Source organism: Priestia sp. JNUCC 25 (assembly GCF_053667915.1).
This window is the reverse complement of sequence record NZ_CM132211.1, coordinates 2527966-2551239: the sequence shown is the minus strand read 5'-3', so window position 1 is coordinate 2551239 and position 23274 is coordinate 2527966. Positions and strand designations below refer to the sequence as shown.

Annotated in this window: 27 protein-coding genes and 2 riboswitches; of the genes, 17 read left to right on the top strand and 10 right to left on the bottom strand. The window is 37.7% G+C overall.

What is annotated here, in order from left to right:
• Nucleotides 1-161: 161 nt before the first annotated feature.
• Nucleotides 162-560 carry a hypothetical protein gene (locus tag JNUCC25_RS12970; RefSeq protein ID WP_013057259.1) on the top strand — a complete coding sequence of 133 codons (399 nt, stop codon included), beginning with the start codon at nt 162-164 and terminating at the stop codon, nt 558-560.
• Between the two features lie 21 nt (nt 561-581).
• Here JNUCC25_RS12970 and ku read toward each other — a convergent pair whose 3' ends face one another.
• The 4 genes from ku to sspO all read right to left on the bottom strand — a co-directional run bounded on the left by ku (nt 582) and on the right by sspO (nt 2661).
• Nucleotides 582-1415: a non-homologous end joining protein Ku gene (ku, locus tag JNUCC25_RS12965; RefSeq protein WP_013057258.1), complete on the bottom strand. Its 834-nt coding sequence runs from the start codon at nt 1413-1415 to the stop codon at nt 582-584.
• A gap of 150 nt (nt 1416-1565) precedes the next feature.
• Nucleotides 1566-2006, bottom strand: coding sequence for an Hsp20/alpha crystallin family protein (locus JNUCC25_RS12960; protein WP_029322042.1), 441 nt, complete (start codon nt 2004-2006; stop codon nt 1566-1568).
• Between the two features lie 152 nt (nt 2007-2158).
• Nucleotides 2159-2299, bottom strand: a complete 141-nt coding sequence (locus tag JNUCC25_RS12955; protein WP_013057256.1) for a small acid-soluble spore protein P — start codon at nt 2297-2299, stop codon at nt 2159-2161.
• Nucleotides 2300-2511: 212 nt separating this feature from the next.
• Nucleotides 2512-2661, bottom strand: coding sequence for a small acid-soluble spore protein O (sspO, locus tag JNUCC25_RS12950; protein ID WP_013057255.1), 150 nt, complete (start codon nt 2659-2661; stop codon nt 2512-2514).
• A 220-nt stretch (nt 2662-2881) separates the two neighbouring features.
• On the opposite strand from sspO, the gene acnA reads away from it, so the two are divergent.
• The 4 genes from acnA (at nt 2882) to JNUCC25_RS12930 (ending at nt 6941) form a co-directional block, all read left to right on the top strand.
• The gene (gene acnA, locus JNUCC25_RS12945; protein ID WP_078081877.1) at nt 2882-5602 is read left to right on the top strand and encodes an aconitate hydratase AcnA; all 2721 of its coding nucleotides are present in this window, start codon (nt 2882-2884) and stop codon (nt 5600-5602) included.
• A 195-nt stretch (nt 5603-5797) separates the two neighbouring features.
• Nucleotides 5798-6397, top strand: a complete 600-nt coding sequence (locus tag JNUCC25_RS12940; RefSeq protein WP_078081876.1) for a TlpA family protein disulfide reductase — start codon at nt 5798-5800, stop codon at nt 6395-6397.
• A 212-nt stretch (nt 6398-6609) separates the two neighbouring features.
• A complete protein-coding gene (locus tag JNUCC25_RS12935) occupies nt 6610-6753 on the top strand; it encodes an FbpB family small basic protein (protein WP_013057252.1) in 144 nt (47 codons plus the stop codon).
• Between the two features lie 44 nt (nt 6754-6797).
• A complete protein-coding gene (locus JNUCC25_RS12930) occupies nt 6798-6941 on the top strand; it encodes an acid-soluble spore protein N (RefSeq protein ID WP_013057251.1) in 144 nt (47 codons plus the stop codon).
• Nucleotides 6942-6972: 31 nt separating this feature from the next.
• On the opposite strand, the gene JNUCC25_RS12925 is transcribed toward JNUCC25_RS12930, so the two are convergent.
• On the bottom strand, nt 6973-7170 hold the full coding sequence (locus tag JNUCC25_RS12925; RefSeq protein WP_253880553.1) for a hypothetical protein: 198 nt from the start codon (nt 7168-7170) through the stop codon (nt 6973-6975).
• 47 nt (nt 7171-7217) lie between these two features.
• Nucleotides 7218-7583: a hypothetical protein gene (locus tag JNUCC25_RS12920; RefSeq protein WP_253880551.1), complete on the bottom strand. Its 366-nt coding sequence runs from the start codon at nt 7581-7583 to the stop codon at nt 7218-7220.
• Between the two features lie 172 nt (nt 7584-7755).
• Between JNUCC25_RS12920 and tlp the strand changes: the two genes are divergently transcribed.
• The 3 genes from tlp (at nt 7756) to JNUCC25_RS12905 (ending at nt 10039) form a co-directional block, all read left to right on the top strand.
• Nucleotides 7756-7998 carry a small acid-soluble spore protein Tlp gene (gene tlp, locus JNUCC25_RS12915; protein WP_013057249.1) on the top strand — a complete coding sequence of 81 codons (243 nt, stop codon included), beginning with the start codon at nt 7756-7758 and terminating at the stop codon, nt 7996-7998.
• A gap of 112 nt (nt 7999-8110) precedes the next feature.
• Nucleotides 8111-9538, top strand: coding sequence for a phospholipase D family protein (locus JNUCC25_RS12910; RefSeq protein WP_029322036.1), 1428 nt, complete (start codon nt 8111-8113; stop codon nt 9536-9538).
• A 78-nt stretch (nt 9539-9616) separates the two neighbouring features.
• Nucleotides 9617-10039: a YbgC/FadM family acyl-CoA thioesterase gene (locus tag JNUCC25_RS12905; protein WP_029322034.1), complete on the top strand. Its 423-nt coding sequence runs from the start codon at nt 9617-9619 to the stop codon at nt 10037-10039.
• A 40-nt stretch (nt 10040-10079) separates the two neighbouring features.
• Here the strand turns inward: JNUCC25_RS12905 and JNUCC25_RS12900 are convergent, their stop codons facing one another.
• Entirely contained in the window at nt 10080-10370 is a 291-nt protein-coding gene (locus JNUCC25_RS12900; RefSeq protein WP_029322031.1) for a HesB/YadR/YfhF family protein, read from the bottom strand.
• 374 nt (nt 10371-10744) lie between these two features.
• The gene (gene plsY, locus JNUCC25_RS12895) at nt 10745-11338 is read right to left on the bottom strand and encodes a glycerol-3-phosphate 1-O-acyltransferase PlsY (protein ID WP_013057243.1); all 594 of its coding nucleotides are present in this window, start codon (nt 11336-11338) and stop codon (nt 10745-10747) included.
• Nucleotides 11339-11543: 205 nt separating this feature from the next.
• Between plsY and JNUCC25_RS12890 the strand changes: the two genes are divergently transcribed.
• From JNUCC25_RS12890 to JNUCC25_RS12875, 4 genes are all read left to right on the top strand, one after another.
• Complete coding sequence (locus JNUCC25_RS12890; protein WP_013057242.1) at nt 11544-11957, top strand: CoA-binding protein; 414 nt, start codon at nt 11544-11546, stop codon at nt 11955-11957.
• A 333-nt stretch (nt 11958-12290) separates the two neighbouring features.
• Nucleotides 12291-14267: a DNA topoisomerase IV subunit B gene (gene parE, locus JNUCC25_RS12885; RefSeq protein ID WP_013057241.1), complete on the top strand. Its 1977-nt coding sequence runs from the start codon at nt 12291-12293 to the stop codon at nt 14265-14267.
• On the top strand, nt 14264-16690 hold the full coding sequence (gene parC / locus JNUCC25_RS12880; protein ID WP_454221943.1) for a DNA topoisomerase IV subunit A: 2427 nt from the start codon (nt 14264-14266) through the stop codon (nt 16688-16690). Before parE ends, parC begins: the two co-directional genes overlap by 4 nt.
• Nucleotides 16691-16900: 210 nt before the next feature.
• Nucleotides 16901-17722: an alpha/beta fold hydrolase gene (locus JNUCC25_RS12875; RefSeq protein WP_013057239.1), complete on the top strand. Its 822-nt coding sequence runs from the start codon at nt 16901-16903 to the stop codon at nt 17720-17722.
• Here JNUCC25_RS12875 and JNUCC25_RS12870 read toward each other — a convergent pair.
• Entirely contained in the window at nt 17708-18349 is a 642-nt protein-coding gene (locus tag JNUCC25_RS12870; protein ID WP_029322025.1) for a LysE family transporter, read from the bottom strand. The two genes, JNUCC25_RS12875 and JNUCC25_RS12870, sit on opposite strands and share 15 nt — an antisense overlap.
• Before the next feature lie 152 nt (nt 18350-18501).
• On the opposite strand from JNUCC25_RS12870, the gene JNUCC25_RS12865 reads away from it, so the two are divergent.
• The 5 genes from JNUCC25_RS12865 (at nt 18502) to JNUCC25_RS12845 (ending at nt 21215) form a co-directional block, all read left to right on the top strand.
• Nucleotides 18502-19269, top strand: a complete 768-nt coding sequence (locus JNUCC25_RS12865) for a YqcI/YcgG family protein (protein ID WP_078081875.1) — start codon at nt 18502-18504, stop codon at nt 19267-19269.
• On the top strand, nt 19244-19552 hold the full coding sequence (locus JNUCC25_RS12860) for a cupin domain-containing protein (RefSeq protein ID WP_013057236.1): 309 nt from the start codon (nt 19244-19246) through the stop codon (nt 19550-19552). Before JNUCC25_RS12865 ends, JNUCC25_RS12860 begins: the two co-directional genes overlap by 26 nt.
• A 21-nt stretch (nt 19553-19573) precedes the next feature.
• On the top strand, nt 19574-20161 hold the full coding sequence (locus tag JNUCC25_RS12855; RefSeq protein ID WP_013057235.1) for a cysteine hydrolase family protein: 588 nt from the start codon (nt 19574-19576) through the stop codon (nt 20159-20161).
• 90 nt (nt 20162-20251) lie between these two features.
• Nucleotides 20252-20743, top strand: coding sequence for a GNAT family N-acetyltransferase (locus JNUCC25_RS12850; protein ID WP_029322018.1), 492 nt, complete (start codon nt 20252-20254; stop codon nt 20741-20743).
• Between the two features lie 103 nt (nt 20744-20846).
• On the top strand, nt 20847-21215 hold the full coding sequence (locus JNUCC25_RS12845) for a hypothetical protein (protein ID WP_064471725.1): 369 nt from the start codon (nt 20847-20849) through the stop codon (nt 21213-21215).
• A 35-nt stretch (nt 21216-21250) separates the two neighbouring features.
• Here JNUCC25_RS12845 and JNUCC25_RS12840 read toward each other — a convergent pair whose 3' ends face one another.
• Complete coding sequence (locus JNUCC25_RS12840) at nt 21251-22690, bottom strand: amino acid permease (protein WP_013057233.1); 1440 nt, start codon at nt 22688-22690, stop codon at nt 21251-21253.
• Nucleotides 22691-22792: 102 nt separating this feature from the next.
• A riboswitch (Lysine riboswitch) is annotated at nt 22793-22977 on the bottom strand.
• Nucleotides 22978-23151: 174 nt separating this feature from the next.
• A riboswitch (TPP riboswitch) is annotated at nt 23152-23252 on the top strand.
• Nucleotides 23253-23274 lie beyond the last annotated feature (22 nt).

The window sequence follows — 23274 nt, the reverse complement described above, 5'->3', positions numbered from 1 at the left end:
CTTTTTTTATGCGTTGACATAGTGTTAAGTTTTTTATGTTTTGATGACATTTCGAGATTTTAGTTGTATTTTCCTGTTGAATTTTCTAGAATAGTAGAGAATAAAACCGTATCGAAAAGAAGTCGTATCATGTGCAGAGAACGTATCAGGAGGACAACGAAGTGAAAAAGATTCTACTATTCACGTTAGTAGCGCTATTGGCAACTTTTTTTATTGACAGGGTATACAGCGAACGCAACCAAGCGCAACTTCAGCAAACTGTAATCAATGAAATTAAAAAAACAAATCAAAGTAAAGAAGAAGCTTCCATCCTTGATTTTAATGAATTATGTGATTTTAGATGGGATAAAGTATATGTTTTTGGACCGGAAACGACTCGCAGTGAGGTAAATGAAAAGCTGGGCTTCACGTGGTCTGAAGCAAAAGCAAAAGGTATTGGAAAAGATAAAAAAGATAACTTTATTGTCTTTGTAGAAAATAATCAAGTAACGCAATATTTAAAAATACCGGCATCATATGGAACTATTGTTCCTAAGACTTCTGTTGCAAATGAAAGCTAACGAATTTCTTCGTTAGCTTTTTTATGCTTTCTTTTTTAAGGATGAAGTTTTTTTCTCTGCTGTTGATTTTGTCGGGTGTAAAGTAGAAGGATCTATGCTCACTTTTAACATTTCCATTAAATGTCGAATATCTCGTTCTTCGCTTCCGCTGCCTTTTGTAACTTCGCCTTGATTTATTTTTTGTTGAATGACGTTTTGTAAGGCGTCTCGGTAGTTGTTTTTGTAAATAGATGGATTAAAAGAAGTAGATAGCTTATCAATTAATTCCACCGTCACTTGTGTATCACTTTCATTAATGGAAGAAGTACTGGATAAGTTAGGCACATCTGTGACTGAACGAAGCTCTTCTTCAAAATGCATCGTGTGAAGAACAAGAGATCCGCCCACGGAACGAATAATTGCCATTTGCTGTTTGGAATATAAAAATACATTCGCAATACCGACTTTATTCGTTATTTCAAGTGCATTTAATAAAGTATAATAAGCTTTTAGGCTTGTTTCCCCAGGAGAAATATAGTAGGGCTTATCAAAAAACAGGGGATCAATGTCATCTAACGAAACAAAGTGTAACAATTCAACGGCTTTGTTTGCTGCAAAGGGCTCTTTGACACTGTCAATTTCCTGTTGTGAAAGTACAACAAACTGACCGGTCGCGGTTTCGTATCCTTTAACCAGTTCATCGGATTCTACTTCTCGTCCACACGTTTGGCAATGTTTTTCTTGATGAATAGGTGTATGGCAAACGGAGTGTAGCGTGCGCAGCTTTACATCTTTTTCTTCAATTGCTCCGTGCAGTTTAATAGGGATATCAATTAATCCAAAGCTGATTTTACCTTTCCAAGCAGTATGAAGCATAAACGTTCTCCTTTTACTCTTTTTTAGTAGTGTGCCGTAAAATAAATTAGATATCCCATTGTTTTGAAAAGAAGAATATTCTAAAAAAACTATGTGCTAAATAAACAATTAAATAGTTCCAATAAAGCTGCAGAGACAACATCTGCAGCTTTATTGGAACTCAATAGGGACTATTTGCTGATTAGATTCATTTGTCTCATGTTTAGAAATCGTAATTTCAAGGATTTCGTTACTAAATGTAGCGGTAATTTTTTTATTCATCAATGGAAATGGAAAGTCGATTGTACGTTCAACGCTTTCTTCCGTTTGTTCTCTTGCAAGCGTTCCTTGCTTTTCATCATGAAATTCTCTAATGCAGTATTTTTTGGCTGTCAGCTGTAAGTGGTCAGCTTGTATCTGAACGATAATATCCTTAGGGTGATACCCTAATAATTCAGCTTCGACAATAAATGATTGTTCTGTTTCAAATAAATCTATACGAACGGAATCATAATCTAAATAACTCATAAAGGGATTTGAAAGCATGACTTCTAACAACTCTTGAAAGCCTTTTACAAACATTTGGTCTGCTGGCAGACGCTTGTTTTTCATTTCTGCGTTCCTCCATTATTTAAACTGTTTCACTTTACTATCATATGCGCGTTTATGTACTTAGTGAACTCCTGCGCAAAGAATAAGCTTGAAGTACTAGCTGTCTTTTCTACGCATAAAAAAGCAAGCTCTGTAGAGAGCTTGCCGCTGTTTTACATATCATGTCCGCTATTGTGTTTTTGGCGAGAATGCTTACGGTTTTTTACTTTATGAGATCCGCTTAGCGGTTCTGGCTGTCCAGAATTGCTTTTTGGCGCATTTCTTCTGATGTCTTTGCTGCTGTTTTTGTTCATAGTTAAAGCCTCCCTTTCACTTATTAGGGTAGGATAGTGACAGGGAATTTATCCAATGAAAAATTCCCCTTTCTAAAAATAGGTTTAACAAAAACAGGAAATGGGAACAGGAAAAAAGCGTCATATATAATGACGCCTTCTCGTTAGATTTCATGGAGTTAAACGATTTTGCTTTTCTAACTAGTGATTAGTATATCCAATAAGAGATTGTTTTATTGATTTTTTTTGCGTTTTTTATTATTTTGTTTCTGTTGTTCCGTTAATGGTTCATTTGAAAACTCTTCATTATAACCCGATCCTTTTCCTTGAGCGCTAGCCGCGTTAGCTCCAGGAATGACGTGGTTTGACTTGCGTTTAGCCATGTTGAATCACCTCCGTTTCTAGCATGCGTAAAAATCAATGAAATATGAATTATTAGAAAAATAAAAGGAAGATGGAAAAGGTTATAAGTGAAACTTATGTTAATTAATAACATTCTTTTTATTTACTTATGTATAATATTATATTAAGATAGATGGTGAAGGGAATAGAGGATGGGGTAAGTAAATCCTTTATACATAGAATTTTAAGGGGGTAAAAGCAATGACTAAAAAAGACGTTTTTAACGCTCGTTCGTCATTCGATCTTAATGGCAGCACATATAATTATTACCGCTTACAAGCTTTAGAGGAAGCAGGTTTAGGTAACGTATCTAAGCTGCCGTATTCAATTAAAGTATTATTAGAATCTGTTCTTCGTCAGGTAGATGGCCGTGTTATTACAAAAGAACACGTCGAAAACCTTGCAAAATGGGGAACAAAAGATATTAAAGATATCGATGTTCCTTTCAAACCATCTCGTGTTATTCTTCAAGATTTCACTGGAGTTCCAGCGGTTGTAGACTTAGCGTCACTTCGTAAAGCAATGGCTGATTTAGGAGGCGATCCTGACAAAATCAATCCAGAAATTCCAGTAGACCTCGTTGTCGACCACTCCGTACAAGTTGATAAAGCAGGTACAGCTGACTCATTACGAATTAATATGGACCTTGAGTTTCAACGTAATACAGAGCGCTATAATTTCTTAAGCTGGGCTCAAAAATCATTTAATAACTATCGTGCAGTTCCGCCAGCTACTGGTATCGTGCACCAAGTAAATTTAGAATATTTAGCAAACGTTGTTCATGCTGTTGAAGAAGATGGTGAATTTGTAGCTTTCCCTGATTCTCTAGTAGGTACTGACTCTCATACAACGATGATTAATGGTATCGGTGTCTTAGGATGGGGTGTTGGCGGTATTGAAGCGGAAGCAGGTATGCTTGGTCAACCTTCTTATTTCCCAGTTCCTGAAGTAATCGGTGTTAAACTTGTTGGTGAATTACCAAACGGCACTACAGCTACAGACTTAGCTTTAAAAGTTACGCAAGTGCTTCGTCAAAAAGGAGTAGTCGGAAAATTCGTGGAATTCTTCGGTCCTGGTGTAGCAGAACTTCCATTAGCTGACCGTGCAACAATCGCTAATATGGCTCCTGAATACGGTGCAACATGTGGATTCTTCCCAGTTGACGCAGAAGCATTAGCATACATGCGTTTAACTGGAAGAGATGAAAAAGACATTCAGATTGTCGAACAATATACAAAAGCAAATGGTTTATTCTTCACACCAGAAAATGAAGATCCAATTTTCACTGACGTTGTTGAGATTAACCTTGCTGAGATTGAAGCAAATCTTTCTGGTCCAAAGCGTCCGCAAGATTTAATTCCACTTTCTCAAATGCAAACAGAATTCAAGAAGGCTTTAACAGCTCCTGTTAGCAACCAAAGCTTCGGACTTGATGCTAAAGACGTGGATAAAGAAATTACGTTTAAGCTTGCAGACGGTTCAGAAACAACAATGAAAACAGGTGCCATTGCCATTGCGGCTATCACAAGCTGTACGAACACATCAAATCCTTACGTATTAGTAGCAGCTGGTTTAGTTGCGAAAAAAGCGGTAGAAAAAGGATTGGATGTTCCAGCTTACGTGAAAACTTCTTTAGCACCAGGTTCAAAAGTAGTAACGGCTTACCTTCAAAATTCAGGGCTGCTTCCATACTTAGATAAAATCGGCTTTAACATCGTAGGTTATGGCTGTACCACTTGTATCGGTAACTCTGGTCCATTAGAAGCAGAAATTGAAGCAGCGATTGCAGACAGCGACTTGCTTGTAACGTCTGTTCTTTCAGGAAACCGTAACTTTGAAGGACGTATTCATCCATTAGTAAAAGGTAACTACCTTGCTTCTCCGCCGCTTGTTGTAGCATATGCACTGGCTGGAACGGTAGATGTAGATTTACAAAAAGATCCAATCGGTATTGATACAGACGGCAATGAAGTATTCTTTAGCGACATCTGGCCTTCTCAAGATGAAATTAAAGAAGTTGTTAGCCGTACCGTAACGCCTGAATTATTCCGTAACGAGTATGAGCGTGTATTCGATGATAACGAGCGCTGGAACGAAATTAAAACAAGCGAAGATGCGCTTTATACGTGGGAGAATGATTCAACGTACATTCAAAACCCACCTTTCTTTGAAGGCTTATCAGAAGAACCAGGTGAAGTAGAGGCGTTAAATGATCTTCGCGTAGTAGCGAAATTTGGTGACTCAGTGACAACGGATCACATTTCACCAGCGGGTTCAATTGCAAAAACATCACCTGCAGGTCTTTATCTTCAAGAAAACGGTGTAGAGCCAAAAGACTTTAACTCATATGGTTCTCGTCGTGGTAACCATGAAGTAATGATGCGCGGTACGTTTGCAAACATCCGCATTAAAAACCAAGTAGCTCCTGGTACAGAAGGCGGCTGGACAACATACTGGCCAACAAATGACGTAATGAGCATTTATGATGCTTGTATGAAATACAAAGAGCAAGGTACAGGTCTTGTTGTACTTGCAGGCAAAGATTACGGCATGGGAAGTTCTCGTGACTGGGCAGCAAAAGGCACAAATCTTTTAGGTATTAAAACAGTAATCGCTGAAAGCTTCGAGCGTATTCATCGTTCAAACCTAGTATTAATGGGTGTTTTACCTCTTCAATTTAAAGATGGTGAAAGCGCGGATACATTGGGTTTAACTGGAAAAGAAACAATTGCAGTAGCAGTTGATGAAACAGTAAAACCACGTGATTTTATAAAAGTAACAGCAACTGATGAAGCTGGAAACAAAAAAGAATTTGAAGTACTGGTTCGTTTCGATAGTGAAGTTGAAATTGATTACTATCGCCACGGTGGTATCCTTCAAATGGTGCTTCGTGATAAATTACAGTCTAAAACACATGCGTAAGTTATAAAGAAAAAGAGCGGTTCACGAGAACCGCTCTTTTTTTATGCAAACGCACCGTTTTCGACAAAAAGTGAGAGGGAAATATGCTATATTATAAAAGAAAATGCCCTATAAAAGGATTATTTTAGTAGATATTGCACATATCTATTAGTACATAGATTATCACTTTTTAGAAGAAATAAAGGAGCCGATCATATGGTTAAAAAAATAATTGCGGTCTTGCTTCTAGTAGGATTTCTTAGCTACGCACTTTGGCAAGGGCTTTCTCCAAATGAAGCATCCGATAATTCTAACTTAAGCGAATACAAGGATTTAAATATCAAAAAAGGCGATAGTGCTCGTCAGGCTTCGGGTCAAGCTTATGGGTTGGAACCAAAAGATACAGCGCCTCCGTTTACACTGTCAGATACGAGCGGGAAATCCGTTCAATTATCGGACTTTAAAGGAAAAAAAGTTATTTTAAACTTTTGGGCAACATGGTGTCCGCCGTGTCAAAAAGAAATGCCCGATATGCAAGCATTTTATGAGAAATATGGAAACGATGTACAGCTGCTTGCGGTTAATTTAACTTCGTCAGAAGGCAGTAAACAGGCAGTATCTAAGTTTCTTAAAGAAAAACAGTTTACGTTTCGTGTATTATTGGACGACCAAGATAGTGTAGGGAGTGAAAAATATCGAGTCTCCACCATTCCGACATCTTACTTTATAGATGAAGAAGGGAAAATTGTTCAACGAGTGAATGGTCCAATGACGCTTAAACAAATGGAAAACTTTGCTCAACAAGCAGCGAATTAACTTCGCTGCTTGTTTTATTAAAAATGAAACTTATTTCCTTTACCATCGTATACATAGATAAGTCAGTAAACATGTCAAACTTTCTTACAACTTTTCAAAAAGTATGTTTACTTATCTGACAAATTGGTTACAATATAGATAGTTGTATGATATCAGTTTCTTTAGATTTTTCAGATTTTTCATAAAAATTACATAAAGTAGGTGTTGTAATCATGAGAAAATTACGCAAACGTTCATTTGAAGAGTTAGTGCAAGAAAATAAAACGCAGCTGTTAAAAGATCAGTCAGAAATTGAACGCATTGAAATGGAAATTGAAAAGCGGTTAGAAGATCGTATGCTTGAAAGAGCTGAATAACTTTAAAGTAAGTTGGTTAGAGTAACGGTGAGGAGGGGATAAGCATGGGAAATCCTAAAAAACAAAGCAAACCTTTTGTTCCGAATCACATCGGCACTCAACCGAGAGAAGCTGGTGGAAACAACGGAAAACAAATGCAAGATACATCCGGCAAGCATCCTCAAGTTATTCAAACCAAAGGTGAATGAATAAAAAGTCGCTGAATTCAGCGACTTTTTATTATTTGAATTCTACCGTGAATAAATAAACGTAAGGATTGCTCGAAATAAGCTCTTTAACGACTTCTTCATCGTCGGTTGAAAGCGGAGCAACTCGTATGCCACTGCCAGCGTCACCAAATAAAGCAGCAACTGGATATGTTTTATTCATTTTTACCGTTTGTTTTTTCTCTAATCCAGTAAAGGAATAGCCGTTCATTTTTTTTGGCTTTTCCGCTTCTATTCCTAGGTTTGTATCGTTGCTGCCTACATAAACATAACTTTGTGAGTATCATCATCGATATTATATGTAATAGCAAACATGTCAAATTCTTTTGAAACAGTCAACCCTCCTGAAAATAAAGGTTCTTTGGCTTTTCCCTTTTCGTAATAAGTAGCTTTTACATAAGCTTCTTTTGCGTCACTAGGAGCTTTCACATCGTATGCAATGATATTGCTTTTGTAGTCCAGGTTTGTCACAGCTAACATTTTTTCTTCATGTTTTGAGTAATGATGAGGCTTCATAAAGGCACTTGCTGTCAATTTTGATGCCAATGAGGTTTGCGACATAAAAAATACGGCAAGCACTGCAATAAAGATGACGCTTAGTACTGCTATCATTCGTTTGGTCATAGAGATTCCCCCTTTGTATGTATATATTACCATATTATGTATGTTTTATATATACATTTTAACTTAATTATAATTATATTATGTAAACTAAAATCATTTTTTTCCACTTATAGAGATGAACAAATCCGGCATACTACAATTGTAACAAAGTTATTTTGAGGAGGAAGATACAATGGCATGGAATAAACCGAATCCAGACGATCGCAGTGATAACGTTGAAAAATTACAAACAATGGTGCAAAATACAATGAAAAACATTGAAGAAGCAGAAGAAGCTGCTGCATGCAGCACTGAAGAAGAACGTCAGCGCATTCAGCAAAAAAATCACAATCGCGAAGTAAGTATCGAAGCAATGCGCAGCGAAATAAAAGATGAGTCAGAAGCTCGTCAAAATGGTTACGAAGGTACGATTTAATAAATAAAACAGCGACAATAAGCAGCTAAAAATAAACGGTTTTAGCTGCTTTCTTTCTATATTTTTTTAGTAAGGTCAATAATAATACAAACTAGCGAAGAGGTTTATGTAAGTGAAAAAGCACGTGAAAAAGAAAGTAGTAAGGATTTTGGTCAGTTTACTTGTCGTCTTGATTATTGTGGGCTCTTATCAAACGCATAAGCCCTTGCCTAAAGGAGTTTCATACGAAAGTAAGCCCCACAAAGTAGAAGATGTATTTCTTTTATCAGACCTAACGTATCAAGACCAGCAGACATCTGTTTCTGAACAACATATTTTTCAAGCAGTTACGAATGCGATTGATGAAGCAAAAGCTTTTATTATTATGGATATGTTTCTATTTAACGGCTACTATAACCAAGGCGAAACGTTTCCTCACCTTAGTGATACGCTTGCAAGTAAGCTGATTGAAAAGAAACGAAAACATCCTAATATCGCAATCGTCTTTATTACAGATGAAATCAATACAACCTACGGCTCACATGATTCAAAGTGGTTAGATTCACTGCGGCTAAACGGAATCAAAGTGGTGCAAACCAATTTATCTAAGCTCAGAGACTCCATTCCACTGTATTCTTCAGTGTGGAGAACTTTTGTTCAGTGGTTTGGTGAAAAAGGAAACGGATGGATAACAAATCCGTTTGGTACCAATGCGCCTAAAGCGACGGTCCGTGCTTATTTAAAGTTGTTAAATGTAAAAGCTAATCACAGAAAAGTAGTAGCAACAGATCAAAGCGTTATTATCTCTTCTGCCAATCCTCATGATGCAAGTTTTTATAATTCTAACATGGCCTTTGAAGTAAAAGGGAATATCATTGGAGATGTGGTGAAAAGTGAACAAGCGGTGTCAGATTTTTCTTATGGAGGAAAGTTACCTCGGTATAAGAAAAAAGAAAAAGAAAAGGGAGACCTCTATGTTCAGCTGTTAACAGAAGGTAAAATCTATAAGCACGTATTACATGATTTACATCATGCTAAAAAAGGCGACGATGTATGGCTTGGCATGTTTTATCTTGGAGATCGCGACGTAATAAAGGCGCTTTTGAAAGCTTCCAAACAAGGAGCAAACGTACGATTAATTTTAGATCCTAATGAGAATGCGTTTGGAAGAAAAAAGTTCGGACTGCCTAACCGTCCAGTAGCAGCAGAACTTGTAAAAAAATCCAAAGGAGATATTAAAATTCGCTGGTATCATACAGGGAAAGAACAGTATCATTCTAAAACTTTATTTATTCGAAACAAAAAAAATGCAACTATTATTGCAGGAGCAGCAAATTTCACAAAACGAAATTTGGCTGACTTGAACTTAGAAACGGATATTAAAGTATCAGGACCTTCTAACAAAAAGGTTATGACCGAACTAAACGCTTATTTTGACCGCTTATGGACAAATAAAGACTACACATATACACTTCCTTATAAAAGGTATGAAAATAAAATGACGCGGCTGGAAATGCTGATATATCGCATTCAAGATGCGCTTAGTCTTACAACATATTGAGTAATAACCAAACTAGTAGGAGTATATTCTCCTTATATGGTAAGATAAAACAGGAACAGTGCAAGAGGAGGTAGAATCATGCTAGTATCGAAGAAAGAAATCGAAGTGCGCTATGCAGAAACCGATCAGATGGGCGTTGTGTATCATGCTAACTATTTAGTATGGATGGAAATAGGTCGAACGCAGTTTATTAGTGATTTAGGTTTTAGCTATGCACAAATGGAAAGCGACGGTGTGCTGTCGCCAGTTATTGATATACAGGCTTCATATAAAAAGCCGCTTCATTATGGCGAGACAGCTGTAGTACATACTTGGGTTGAGAACTATGATGGTCTACGCGTTGTGTACGGCTACGAAATTTTTAATTCAAATGAAGAACTTGCGTTAGCAGGAACATCGTCACACGTATGTGTGAAAAAAGAAAACTTTAAGCCTATTTCGATTCGCCGTAATTATCCGGAATGGCATAAAGCCTATGAAGATGCCAAAAAGCAGGGTTAATCGCAAGAATAAAAAGCATCGATAAATCGATGCTTTTTTCTTACGCTTCGTAATGAAAGTGAGGTTCTTTTGTTTCTTCATTATAATTTACGGTCAAATCATGACCATCAAAGTACCAAAGGTCTTCATCTTCTACGAAGAATGTTAAACCGTCAACTTTTGTTTCAACGCCAACGTTTTTAGGAGAATCTGTGTTTACACCTAAAGAAAAACCTTTTTGAACGTTGCTGCATCCGCCGTAGCGAACAAAAAAGCGAATTGTTTCGTTTCCTTCTAGCATCATTTCATCTTTGTACCACGTAGCTGCTGCTTCTGTTACTGTTAATTTCATTAATTATGCTCCTTCCAATACTGCGGATACATTTATTATAGTAGAAAGGTAGATAAATTACCAATATATACGAATCCAGCTAGGAAGGAATGAGATAAAATAAAACGATTTAATATAGAGGTGAAGGCTTCATTTCTATATTAAATCGTTTCATTCTTTCATTTGAAATCATATTGTTTTCCAATGGTTTCCCAGCAGTGAACGCAGTAGCGGCTTCCTTCTAGCTGTGAATCCATTTTCTTATTTCGTTTGCAAATAGGGCATTTTTTCTTCACATCATTCACCTCCTTATTTTAGTATCAGTATAACTAATAAATAATAAATGTATTCGCTTACAAAACGGTTATAAAAAAAGAAATAAGAGGAAGCTTCTCTTATTTCTTTTTACCTGACAAAAATGTGACTTTCGGTTCTGTTTTATTAAGAATTCGGGTAATGTTTGCGCGGTGTCTGTAAATGACAAAGGCTACAATTAAACCAATAATCATAATAAGCATGTAGTCTTGCTTAAATAGCGTGTAGATAAAAGTTAATACCCCGGTAACCATTGATGACAATGATACATACTTCGTTATGTATAAGCAGATAAAAAAACATAATAGTACGAAAGCAAATAAAAGAGGTTCATAACATAAAATCACTCCGGCGGACGTGGCAACAGCTTTCCCGCCTTTGAATTTCGCGAAAACAGGAAAAATATGACCAATGACAGCAAATAAACCAATAAAGAGAATGTTTTGATTCGTATCAAATAAAAGCGGTAAAGAAGCTGCTAGGGTTCCTTTTAGAATGTCTCCAAGCGTAACGATAATTCCGGCTTTTACGCCCAATGTACGAAATGAGTTGGTGCCGCCTAAATTGCCGCTTCCATGCTCTCGTATATCGATGCCGTATCCTAGTTTTCCAACAACTAGTCCAAAAGGAATAGAGCCCAAGATATAGGCAAGAATAGGTAATAAATAATTCATGTTTGAAAGCTCCTTTATTTCTATATCGTTTCTATTTTACCATGAGATACTTAAAAAAACATAGCTAGTTTTGGGTGAGAGACAATTATTTTAAAAAAAGAAGACGTTTACAAAAATAGAGAAAACGGGTACTATATGCAGGAAATCAACTGTAAATCGCGAATGTTGTTCAGTACATATTATATAGCTAAGAGAGGTAATAGACATGTCCATTAAAATTCCTTCCCGTCAAGAGCTTGGTAAAATATTAAAAAAAAGCAAGCGCATTGCTGTAGTAGGTTTATCAGATAACCCTCATCGAACGTCTTATATGGTTTCAGAAGCCATGCAGCAGCAAGGTTACGAGATTATTCCGGTGAACCCGACAATCAACTCAGCGCTCGGCGTAAAAGCCGTATCTTCATTAAAAGAAATTGAAGGGCATATTGATATCGTTAATGTATTTCGTCGCTCTGAGCATTTGCTTGAAGTTGCAGAAGAGTTTTTAGAAGTAGATGCAGACGTATTTTGGGCACAATCTGGTTTAATTAATGAAGAAGCATATGACCTGCTCGCTAAAAAAGGGTATACTGTAGTTATGGATCGTTGTATAAAAGTTGAGCATGCTTTAACAAAGTAAGATCTATAAGCAGAACAACCAACCCATGCACACTGCTTGCATGGGTTTCACCATGCGTTGAAATAGTAAGAGCGTTTCCGCTACAATAGACGTTAGACAGCTAGCTTTATAATGCTTATAATCCATGAATACACAAGATATTGCTTTTATAATACGGAAATTTGTGCTAAAATCTTGTAAGTACGCAAAAATAGAAACATACGTTCTGTTGATGCGAACACTATAAAATTAAAAGATAGGATACATGATCATTTATTCTTAGACACGAAGCGCAAACGTTTGTGTTTCATACATAATGTAGTAATGTTCGTTGTGATGAAAGGGGTAGTATGAATGGCTCGGAAACAACAATTTAATTATAATGAAGATGCAATTCAAGTACTAGAAGGATTAGATGCCGTTCGTAAACGTCCTGGTATGTATATTGGAAGTACGGATACACGAGGTCTGCATCATTTAGTATATGAAATCGTCGACAACTCTGTTGATGAAGCTCTAGCAGGCTACGGAGAAGAAATTATTGTAACCATTCACAAAGATAATTCAATTTCTGTACAAGATAAAGGTCGAGGTATGCCAACGGGCATGCATAAATTAGGAAAACCAACGCCTGAAGTTATTTTAACCATCCTGCATGCAGGAGGTAAATTCGGACAGGGTGGATATAAAACAAGCGGAGGCTTACACGGAGTAGGTGCATCTGTTGTAAATGCGCTGTCTGAATGGTTGACTGTAACCATTCATAGAGATGGATTTATTTATGAACAGCGTTTTGAAAATGGAGGAAAGCCGGTTACGACGCTAGAAAAAATAGGAAAAACGAAAAAAACGGGAACAACGATTCATTTCAAACCGGATGCCACGATCTTTTCAACAACTGTGTATAATTATGATACGCTTTGTGAACGGCTCCGCGAATCGGCTTTTCTGTTAAAAGGATTCAAAATAGAGTTAATCGATAAAAGACATGATCGTCACGATATCTTTCATTATGAAACAGGTATTCAAGCCTTTGTTTCATATTTAAATGAAGAAAAAGATTCACTTCATCCAGTCGTCTTTTTTGAAGGGATTCATCATAATATTGAAGTTGAATTTGCCTTTCAATTTAATGATGGTTATTCTGAAACCATTTTATCATTTGTTAATAATGTTCGTACCAAAGATGGTGGAACGCATGAGTCCGGTGCAAAAAGCGCTATGACGCGTGCATTTAATGAATACGCCCGTAAAGTAAGCCTGCTAAAAGAAAAAGACAAAAACTTAGAAGGAACGGATATACGAGAAGGCTTAGGAGCCATCGTTTCCGTTAGAATACCTGAAGAGTTGCTTCAGTTTGAAGGTCAAACAAAAGGAAAGTTAGGTACAAGTGAAGCTCGTTCGTCCGTAGATGCAGTTATTTCTGAAAAACTTGCCTATTTCTTAGAAGAAAACCCAGACGTAAGCTCTCTTCTTGTAAAAAAAGCAATCAAAGCTGCTCAAGCGCGTGAAGCAGCACGAAAGGCGAGAGAAGACGCAAGAAACGGGAAGAAACGAAAGCGTCAAGAAACCGTTCTAAGCGGGAAGTTAACGCCTGCGCAATCAAGAAATCCTCAGCGAAACGAACTGTACTTAGTCGAAGGGGATTCCGCCGGAGGTTCAGCAAAACAAGGAAGGGACCGCCGCTTTCAAGCTGTGCTGCCACTGCGAGGGAAGGTTATCAATACCGAAAAAGCCAAGCTTCAAGATATTTTTAAAAACGAAGAAATTAGTACGATCATCCACGCGATAGGCGGAGGAGTAGGAGCAGATTTCACCATTGATGATATTAACTACGATAAAATAGTCATCATGACCGATGCGGATACGGATGGCGCTCATATTCAAGTGCTTCTCCTAACGTTTTTCTACCGCTATATGAAACCGCTTGTGGAAGCAGGGAAAGTATTTATTGCTCTTCCACCGCTCTATAAAGTAAGCAAAGGGTCAGGTAAAAAAGAAGTGGTTGAATATTCATGGAGTGACGAAGAATTGCAAGGTGCTATCGATAAGGTAGGAAGAGGGTATATGATTCAACGCTATAAAGGTCTCGGTGAAATGAACGCAGATCAGCTTTGGGAAACAACAATGAACCCAGAGACGCGTACGCTGATTCGTGTCCGTATTGATGATGCTGCTCGCGCTGATCGTCGTGTGACCACTTTGATGGGCGATAAAGTAGAACCACGCAGAAAATGGATTGAAAGCAACGTAGCGTTTGGGTTAGAAGAAGATCCAAATATTTTAGATAATGAAAATGTATTAACGGTCGCAGAGGAGGACGTACAATGACACAAACAGAACGCTTTTTAGATTTACCTCTTGAGGATGTACTAGGCGACCGTTTTGGTCGATACAGTAAATATATTATTCAAGAGCGTGCACTGCCGGATGCAAGAGACGGGTTAAAACCCGTTCAGCGCCGTATTTTATATGCAATGCACGTAGATGGGAATACAGCAGAAAAAGGCTTTCGCAAGTCAGCCAAAACTGTAGGGAACGTAATTGGTAACTATCACCCTCATGGTGATTCATCTGTATATGATGCCATGGTTCGAATGAGTCAAGAATGGAAAGTTAGAAATGTATTGATCGAAATGCATGGAAACAACGGAAGTATTGATGGAGATCCCCCAGCAGCAATGCGTTATACAGAAGCTCGCCTTTCATCGATTGCTGCAGAACTTCTACGAGATATTGACAAACAAACGGTTGAGTTTGTGTCTAACTTCGATGATACAAGCAGCGAACCAACTGTGTTACCGGCTATGTTTCCTAACTTGCTAGTAAATGGATCCACGGGTATTTCAGCTGGTTATGCTACAGAACTTCCGCCTCATCATTTAGGTGAAGTAATTGACGCAACGATCATGCGAATTGATAAACCAACGTGTACAATTGAAGAGTTGATGACGGCTATTCAAGGTCCTGATTTTCCTACGGGAGGAATCATTCAAGGGGTAGACGGGATTAAGAAAGCCTACGAGACAGGTAAAGGGAAAATTATTATTCGCGGAAAAACGGAAGTGGAGTCCATTCGCGGCGGAAAACAGCAAATTGTCATTACAGAAATTCCGTTTGAAGTAAACAAAGCTAACCTTGTTAAGAAAATGGATGAGCTTCGTTTAGATAAAAAAGTGGAAGGCATTGCTGAAGTTCGCGATGAAACGGATCGTACCGGTCTGCGCATCGTAGTAGAATTAAAAAAAGATGCAAATGCTCAAGGAGTACTTCACTATCTTTATAAAAATACGGATCTGCAAGTACCTTATAATTTTAACATGGTTGCTATTGCTAAAAAGCGACCAAAGCTTATGAGCTTGGCTAACATTCTTGATGCTTATATTGATCATCAAAGAGAAGTGGTAACAAATCGTTCTAAATACGAACTGCAAAAAGCACGTGAACGTGAACATATTGTAGCGGGATTGATTAAGGCACTGTCGATTTTAGATGAAGTTATTGCGACGATTAGAGCTTCTAAAGATAAGCGCGACGCTAAAAATAATTTAATTGCCAAATATGAATTTACAGAACCTCAAGCAGAGGCGATTGTATCGCTTCAATTATACCGTTTGACAAACACGGACATCACAGCTCTACAAGCGGAAGCTGAAGAGCTAGGTGCTAAAATTAACGAGTTAGAAGAAATCTTACATAGCGAGAAAAAACTTTTTAATGTAATCAAAAAAGAATTACGCCGTGTAAAAAAGCAATACAGTACAGAACGCCGCTCAAAAATTGAAGCGGAAATCGAAGAAATTAAGATTAATCTAGAAGTGATGGTTCCATCTGAAGAAGTGATGGTGACAGTCACAAAAGACGGATACGTAAAACGAACAAGTCTTCGTTCTTACGCCGCGTCTAACGGGCAAGACTTCGGTATGAAAGATACGGACCGAATTTTAGCGAAGTATGAAATTAATACAACCGAAACCCTTCTCATCTTCACAAACAAAGGGAATTATTTATATATGCCAGTGCACGAACTTCCGGATATCAGGTGGAAAGACATGGGGCAGCATATCATGAACATTGTTCCAATTGATAAAGAAGAGCAAATTGTACGGGCGATACCGGTGAAAGAATTTAAAGAAAATCAGTATCTGCTTTTCTTTACGAAAAATGGTATGGTCAAAAAATCAGAATTACTTCAATATAAAGCACAGCGCTACTCCAAAGCTCTTGTCGCCGTTAATTTAAAAGGCGATGATGAAGTAGTCGATGTATATCAAACCGATGGTAAAAAACAAGTGTTTATTGCCACTCGCTCTGGCTACGGACTGCGTTTCCGGGAAGAAGAAATAAATATTGTAGGAACTCGCGCTTCCGGTGTGAAAGGAATTAACTTAAAAGACGATGATTATGTTGTAAGCGGCGTTATCTTCGATGAAGATGAAGCTCTATCAACTGAATTATTTATCGCCACGCAGCGAGGAGCTGTGAAAAAGACAAAAATTACTGAGTTTGAAGAATCAGCACGAGCAAAACGAGGGCTAGTGATGGTCCGAGAACTAAAATCTAATCCGCATCAAATTGCAAAAGTAAAAGCAATCTCTAAAGAACATTACATGATAGTGGAATCATCTAAAGGTCAAATCGAGCAGGTTGATCCGTCTACAATGCGAGCTAGCGACCGATACAGCAACGGTTCATTCGTATTGGACCAAAGCGAAGCTGGCAATTTAGTTGATGTGTGGATGGAAGAAAAATAACAAAAAAAGTAGTAAAGTTTTTAACGCTTTACTATTTTTTTTGTTTAATATTTTTAAATTAAACTATGTTCTAAATAAACAATATAAAAAATTCCCTACTCCTTAACCCAAATAAACATCATATACCTCCTACACAAGCCTCTAAGAAACTTTTGAATGTTCCAATTGTCCTAAACATATATATATAAGAACATCTAGGAGGTGTTATAGATGAACTATTTTATTCACGTAACTCCTAAGACTAAACTCTTTGTTCGGGATATTGGAAAAGGGGAACCCGTTCTTTTCCTCCACGGGTGGCCTGTTAACGCTAAAATGTACGAATACCAATTTACAACGTTGCCGGCCCGCGGTATTCGATGTATCGCTCCTGATCTTCGCGGATTCGGAAAATCAGATGCGCCTTTCACCGGCTATTCTTACAATCAATTAGCGGATGATATTCGAATGTTAGTAGAAAGACTGGAGCTTAAAAATTATACGCTCGTAGGCTTTTCTATGGGGGGAGCCATTGCCATTCGATATATGAGCAGACATTTAGGATATGGCGTGAAGAAGTTAATTTTATTAGGAGCAGCGGCTCCAAGCTTTATTCAAAAAACTGATTTTCCATATGGACTTCCTTCTGAAGAAGTAAATACAATTATTCAAAATACGTATAGAGATCGTCCTAACATGCTTGAAGAGTTTGGCAAAAAGTTTTTTAATCAGCCTATTAGCTCAGCTTTTAGAGGGTGGTTTCAAGATTTAGGTTTAGAGGCATCCGGTCATGGAACGATTAAAACTGCGGTGTCTTTACGAGACGAAGACTTGCGAGAGGATTTGAGTCAAATTTTCGCTGAGACATATATATTACACGGAAAAAAAGATCAAATTTGTCCATTTGATCTTGCAAAAGTTATGAATCGTCATATTTCATTTTCTACACTTCTTCCATTTGAAAATAGTGGACACGGTCTTTTTTATGATGAACGTGAGAAAGTAAATGACACTCTTATTGAACTCATCGCTAAAAGCTCAGCCTATAAGTAAGGATATACATTTAAAACCGAATTGGCAGCCAAATAAAAAAAGTAAAAAACCGGCACCTAACGTAATGAAGCGAAGAAGCTTAGGCGTGATAAATTTTCTTGTAAAATGAATGCTGCTGGCAATATTTAAATTCCAAAGAAGGATGCCAAAGATAATAAAGAAACTGTGAAAAAAGACAGATAGCCACGTTTGACTTTGGAGGCTTTCGCTTAAGCTTGACCCAAATACACCAAACCAAAACACAATATTTAAAGGGTTCATAAGAGCAATGAAGAAACCTGTGAAAAACGACTTATCTCTTTTAATAGAGGGTTTGTTTACATCTATTGAAAAGGAACGAGAAACAGCTTGTTTCATACTTTGAAAGCCAACAAATGTGAGCATGACAAAACCAGTTGCATACAAGGAAACAGTAACAGCCTGCATCTGAACAAAGGGCGTTAACCCTATTAAAATGAGGAGCATAAATAAAATATCGGCCGTCATGCCTCCTAAACCAACTAGCCAAGAAGCCCAAAATCCTCTTGTCAGCCCTTTTTTAATCATCTCTATATTAATTGGACCTACCGGTGCTGCGAGACTAATACCTAGAATTATTTGTTTTATAGCAATCAAAAACCACTCCACAAACACAGCCTCCTTTCTAACTTGTCCAATAGTAGCTTATATATATATAGATTAGAGTTTTATAATTTAGAAGCGGCATTTAGTTAAAAATGCTCATAAACTTTCTTTTCTTTAATACACATGTAACGTTGAGTTCCATAAGGAGGGTTTTAATGGCATCAAAAATGCTTTTTCGAGCCAATGAGATTTTAGAGTCAACGCATGTCCCGTTTTGGGGAAAAGATGCTTTTCAATATTTCCAAAGCGATATATTATCAGAAGAAAATCCATTTCCTTGTATATTAGGGGTAGAAGGCTTTAAAAAAGATTTACTGCGTTTTTCATTTGTGACTACTCCTTATAACTACCAAGATATTAGGAATGCAGCGTCGGCACTTAGAGAATACATAGATACGTTCAAGACCATAGGTCGCTATACATCTTTTGTGTTATTCTTTAAGCCTGAACATAAAGAACGATCAATGGAAGAGTACGAAACGATGTTTTGGGATACGCTGACGTTTCTTCATCAAATTGATCAAAAGAAATGGCCGCAAGACATTCCAAAAGATCCAAAAGATCCATTATGGGAATTTTGCTTTCACGGAGAACCTATTTTTGTCGTATGTAATACGCCTGCTCATTCTTTGCGTAAAAGCCGTAAGAGCAGAGGATTTATGATTACATTTCAGCCTCGGTGGGTCTTTGAAGGTATGACAGGAGATTCAAAAATAGGGCGGCACGTACAAAAGGTGGTCCGCGATCGGTTAAAAACATATGATGACGTATCAGCTCACCCTGAGTTAGGATGGTATGGACAGCAGGGAAACCGAGAGTGGAAGCAATATTTTTTACATGATCATAACAACTATACTACCGGACAGTGTCCGTTTAAATTAAAAAGGAGTGAGCAGCATGGACGTAAAAAAAGCCTCTATTAAAAAAGGAGTTGGCGGAAAGTTTGAAGAAGTAATTAAAGAACTGCTTCCGGCGTATACTGGATACGTTGAAGTACAGCACGATATTGCTTTTCAAACGCACCCATCTCATACGCATCCAACTGATGAAATTCTTCATATACTTGAAGGATCTATTTATTTTACAGTTGAACGTGATACGGTTCTATGTCAGGCAGGAGATCGGATACATTTACCGAAACAAACGGTTCATTCTTCAAAAGCCGGTCCTGATGGGTGCACATACGTTATTTCCATTTTAAAATAAAGACGAAAGAAGATGATGCTTATGCTACGTTCCCGACCAGTGCTGCTGCTTATCGATGTACAAGAAGGATTTTATTCACCCGAGTGGGGGGAAAGAAACAATTTAGATGCAGAAAAACATATGCTGACGCTGCTGCAAGCATGGAGGCGCCAAGATTATCCTGTCATTCACGTACAGCATGCATCAGGAAATCCAAATTCTCCTTTACACCCAAGTTCGAAGGGGTTTCAGTTCAAAGAAGGATTTGGTCCACAAGAAGATGAATACTTAATTCGCAAACACGTGAACAGCTGCTTCATTGGAACAGAGCTAGACAGCTATTTAAAAGCAAATGGCTATGATACGCTTATCTTAATAGGACTAACTACTAATCACTGCGTCTCTACGACTGCTCGCATGGCTGGAAATCTAGGGTACAGGACGTACGTTGTAAACGATGCAACAGCTTGCTTTGATTGTATGTCCTACGATGGAAAAACAAGGCTTCCTGCAGAAGATGTACATACATTCGCATTGTCTTCTTTGCATGAGGAGTTTGCAACGGTCGTTTCTACAAAAGAGACACTTCAAGTTCTTCAAACCTTTCAATATGCTCAAAATCATAACTGATGTGCATGCGCACATCAGTTTTTTATGTAGATTATGTTTATTAAAAGAAGTAAAATAAAGATAATTCTATACTATAAGGAGTTTGTACATATGATCATTCGTTATGCTAAAGAAGAAGATTTACCTATGCTTGTTGAAATTTATAACCAGTCTGTTCAAACAAGTGCTGCTACTTTTGATTTAACGCCTGTAACAGTAGAGCAAAGAAGGAGCTGGTTTGATAATCACATTAGCAATGAACTTTTTCCGCTTATTGTAGCGGAAAAAGATGGGGTAGTAGCGGGCTATGCTTCGCTTTCTTCTTATCGAGATAAAGAGGCGTACATTCAAACGGTAGAGCTATCGATTTATATTGATAAAAACCAGCAGGGACATGGCATTGGAAAACAGCTTATGAAGCGGATTTTGGAATTAGCTAAAGAACTCAACCATCACGTTGTCATTTCAGGGATTACAAAAGGGAATGATATCAGTGTCAAAATGCATGAGCAATTTAATTTTACATTTTGCGGAGAATTTAAAGAAGTAGGCTGGAAATTTGATCAGTGGCAAGATGTGCTTTTTTATCAGCTTATTTTATAAGATGTATGACACCTTTACACATTGTAACGTTTTAGTTTCGTGTGTAAAGGTTATTAACATAATAAGTCGTTTTATTATGTTAATACGAAAGGTGTTAGCTATCATGAATACACATTTTCAATATCAGCATCTAAGAGCTATTCCGAAAAGATGGTCCAAAAAAGAGCTGCATATCCAGCTGAATAGAATCAAGCACAATTCTGAACTATCTACTATAGCAGCAGATCTGCTTTTTCATCTGTTAGAATGTACCCATTCGGGCCTTCAAACTAAACAAGAAATCATAGACTACATCCAAAGCATTCCTACTCATCAACTTCCATCTTTTGTAACCCATTTAAGCAGGTTAATTCAGCATATTTATTATATAGAAGCTGCTGATTACTGTAATCGTCCCCTCAAAGGTTATATGCTTGTTATGAAAAACCAGCCCGCCCATATATCTCTTTATTTTGCTGATCAGATCACATAAAAAAGCTCTCTATTCAAAAGAATAGAGAGCTTTTTTTATTCGTATTTTTTCACTGTTACTTGACATTCTTTTAACGGGATAAGTTTCGACTTTTTCGTCCATTTGTATCCTAACCAAACAATTAAGAATAAAGGCAGTCCGATATAGGAAACAAGTACACCGTACCAGTCAATCGAGTCACCCATAAACGCCGAATAGTTTTGGCCTAAAATAACAACGGCACATAAAATAAAGGCAAAGATAGGGCCAAATGGGAAAAGTTTTGCATGATATGGAAGTTCACTCAAATCATGACCTTGGGCAACAAATGCTCTTCTAAAACGATAGTGGCTGATTGCAATTCCTAACCAAGCAATAAAACCAGACATACCAGAAGCGTTAAGTAACCACGTGTATACCGCACCGTCTCCAAAAAATGAAGCACCAAATGCAAGTGTACCGACAAGTGCCGTTGCGATTAAAGCATTAACCGGAACGCCTCGTTTATTTACTTTTGCTAAGAACCTCGGTGCTTTTCCATCTTTCGCTAAGTTCCAAAGCATACGCGTAGAAGCATACATACCTGAGTTACCAGCAGATAAAACGGCTGTTAAAATAACGGCATTGATAGCTGATGCTGCAAACGCCAGACCTGCTCGTTCGAATATTAGAGTAAACGGACTGACCCGCACATCATCACTTGCTAATGAATCCGCTGTGTATGGAATAAGCATCCCAATAACAAAAATAGCTAAAATATAAAATAACAAGATGCGCCAGAAGACTTGTTTAACTGCGCGAGGAACCGTTTTTTCCGGATCTTCACTTTCTCCAGCTGCGACTCCAAGCAACTCTGTTCCTTGGAATGAAAAACCAGCAGCCATAAAAATACCTAAGACAGTAAAGAATCCACCGTGAATGGGTCCATCACCAAGCGTGAAGTTTTTAAAACCTGGTGCTTCATTGTTAAAGATACCAAAAATCATCATAATACCAATAACTAAAAAGATGATAACCGTTACTACTTTAATTAATGAAAACCAAAATTCAGATTCGCCAAATCCTTTTACAGAAAGGTAGTTAAGCCCAAACATAATTAATAAAAACAGGGCACTCCATAAAATAGAAGAAGAGTTTGGGAACCAAAATTTCATAATAAGGGCTCCAGCAGATAATTCAGCTGCAATCGTAATAGCCCAGTTATACCAATAGTTCCAGCCGAGAGCGAAACCAAAGGATGGATCTACAAACCGAGACGCATACGTACTAAACGAACCAGCTTCAGGCATATAAGCTGCGAGCTCCGCCAGGCTGGTCATCAAAAAGTAAACCATGACACCAATAATAGCGTAAGCTAAAAGCGCTCCCCCAGGTCCTGCTGTATGAATTGCTCCACCACTTGCTAGGAATAAGCCGGTTCCGATGGCTCCTCCTAATGAAATCATCGTTAAGTGGCGAGATTTCAACCCACGTTTTAATTCTTGCTGCTCTTGCATAGATAAATACTCCTTTCGAATGTACGGAAAGAGACGGGATAACATAAAAAAAGCCCGCAGTATATGTGCGCGCTTTTAAATCTGAAAACCGCGTCAACCTTCCGTGAAGATAGCTCTTCACATCACTTGCATGATGTGACAGTTCTGTTCCTGTTCGGAGACAGCCCCAGCTTAAATCAACCGAGAAGTGATCTAAACTTCGGCAATTTTTCCTTTCAAGCAACATCCTCAATGTTCTCTGCATTTCAGTTGCTTTACTATTAAAAACTGCGACCTCTACCTCATCGATTAGGATGAGGGTTTTTTATATTCATTTGACATAAAAGAAGTATATCAAATACTAAAACGATTGTCATTATAAAAAATAGATTCAGAAAATAGAAACATCTTTGAAATCTCTCGAATCTATTTTGTTACATATGGTACAATAAATGTTGTCATAATACTACATAAATATCCGAACGTACCACAGGGGGAGCCGCCGTGCTGAGAGTGAACAAATTGTTCAGACCCTTCGAACCTGTTAGTTAACGCTAGCGTAGGAATGTGGGAATAGTAGCATATATTTGCTTACTCCTGTGTAA

Bases quoted from the DNA above. Each gene is read 5' to 3' on its own strand.
- ku (WP_013057258.1), bottom strand. From the start codon at position 1,415: ATGCTTCATACTGCTTGGAAAGGTAAAATCAGCTTTGGATTAATTGAT.
- JNUCC25_RS12960 (WP_029322042.1), bottom strand. From the start codon at position 2,006: ATGAAAAACAAGCGTCTGCCAGCAGACCAAATGTTTGTAAAAGGCTTT.
- JNUCC25_RS12955 (WP_013057256.1), bottom strand. From the start codon at position 2,299: ATGAACAAAAACAGCAGCAAAGACATCAGAAGAAATGCGCCAAAAAGC.
- sspO (WP_013057255.1), bottom strand. From the start codon at position 2,661: ATGGCTAAACGCAAGTCAAACCACGTCATTCCTGGAGCTAACGCGGCT.
- acnA (WP_078081877.1), top strand. From the start codon at position 2,882: ATGACTAAAAAAGACGTTTTTAACGCTCGTTCGTCATTCGATCTTAAT.
- JNUCC25_RS12940 (WP_078081876.1), top strand. From the start codon at position 5,798: ATGGTTAAAAAAATAATTGCGGTCTTGCTTCTAGTAGGATTTCTTAGC.
- JNUCC25_RS12935 (WP_013057252.1), top strand. From the start codon at position 6,610: ATGAGAAAATTACGCAAACGTTCATTTGAAGAGTTAGTGCAAGAAAAT.
- JNUCC25_RS12930 (WP_013057251.1), top strand. From the start codon at position 6,798: ATGGGAAATCCTAAAAAACAAAGCAAACCTTTTGTTCCGAATCACATC.
- JNUCC25_RS12925 (WP_253880553.1), bottom strand. From the start codon at position 7,170: ATGAACGGCTATTCCTTTACTGGATTAGAGAAAAAACAAACGGTAAAA.
- JNUCC25_RS12920 (WP_253880551.1), bottom strand. From the start codon at position 7,583: ATGACCAAACGAATGATAGCAGTACTAAGCGTCATCTTTATTGCAGTG.
- tlp (WP_013057249.1), top strand. From the start codon at position 7,756: ATGGCATGGAATAAACCGAATCCAGACGATCGCAGTGATAACGTTGAA.
- JNUCC25_RS12905 (WP_029322034.1), top strand. From the start codon at position 9,617: ATGCTAGTATCGAAGAAAGAAATCGAAGTGCGCTATGCAGAAACCGAT.
- JNUCC25_RS12900 (WP_029322031.1), bottom strand. From the start codon at position 10,370: ATGAAATTAACAGTAACAGAAGCAGCAGCTACGTGGTACAAAGATGAA.
- plsY (WP_013057243.1), bottom strand. From the start codon at position 11,338: ATGAATTATTTATTACCTATTCTTGCCTATATCTTGGGCTCTATTCCT.
- JNUCC25_RS12890 (WP_013057242.1), top strand. From the start codon at position 11,544: ATGTCCATTAAAATTCCTTCCCGTCAAGAGCTTGGTAAAATATTAAAA.
- parE (WP_013057241.1), top strand. From the start codon at position 12,291: ATGGCTCGGAAACAACAATTTAATTATAATGAAGATGCAATTCAAGTA.
- parC (WP_454221943.1), top strand. From the start codon at position 14,264: ATGACACAAACAGAACGCTTTTTAGATTTACCTCTTGAGGATGTACTA.
- JNUCC25_RS12875 (WP_013057239.1), top strand. From the start codon at position 16,901: ATGAACTATTTTATTCACGTAACTCCTAAGACTAAACTCTTTGTTCGG.
- JNUCC25_RS12865 (WP_078081875.1), top strand. From the start codon at position 18,502: ATGGCATCAAAAATGCTTTTTCGAGCCAATGAGATTTTAGAGTCAACG.
- JNUCC25_RS12860 (WP_013057236.1), top strand. From the start codon at position 19,244: ATGGACGTAAAAAAAGCCTCTATTAAAAAAGGAGTTGGCGGAAAGTTT.
- JNUCC25_RS12855 (WP_013057235.1), top strand. From the start codon at position 19,574: ATGCTACGTTCCCGACCAGTGCTGCTGCTTATCGATGTACAAGAAGGA.
- JNUCC25_RS12850 (WP_029322018.1), top strand. From the start codon at position 20,252: ATGATCATTCGTTATGCTAAAGAAGAAGATTTACCTATGCTTGTTGAA.
- JNUCC25_RS12845 (WP_064471725.1), top strand. From the start codon at position 20,847: ATGAATACACATTTTCAATATCAGCATCTAAGAGCTATTCCGAAAAGA.
- JNUCC25_RS12840 (WP_013057233.1), bottom strand. From the start codon at position 22,690: ATGCAAGAGCAGCAAGAATTAAAACGTGGGTTGAAATCTCGCCACTTA.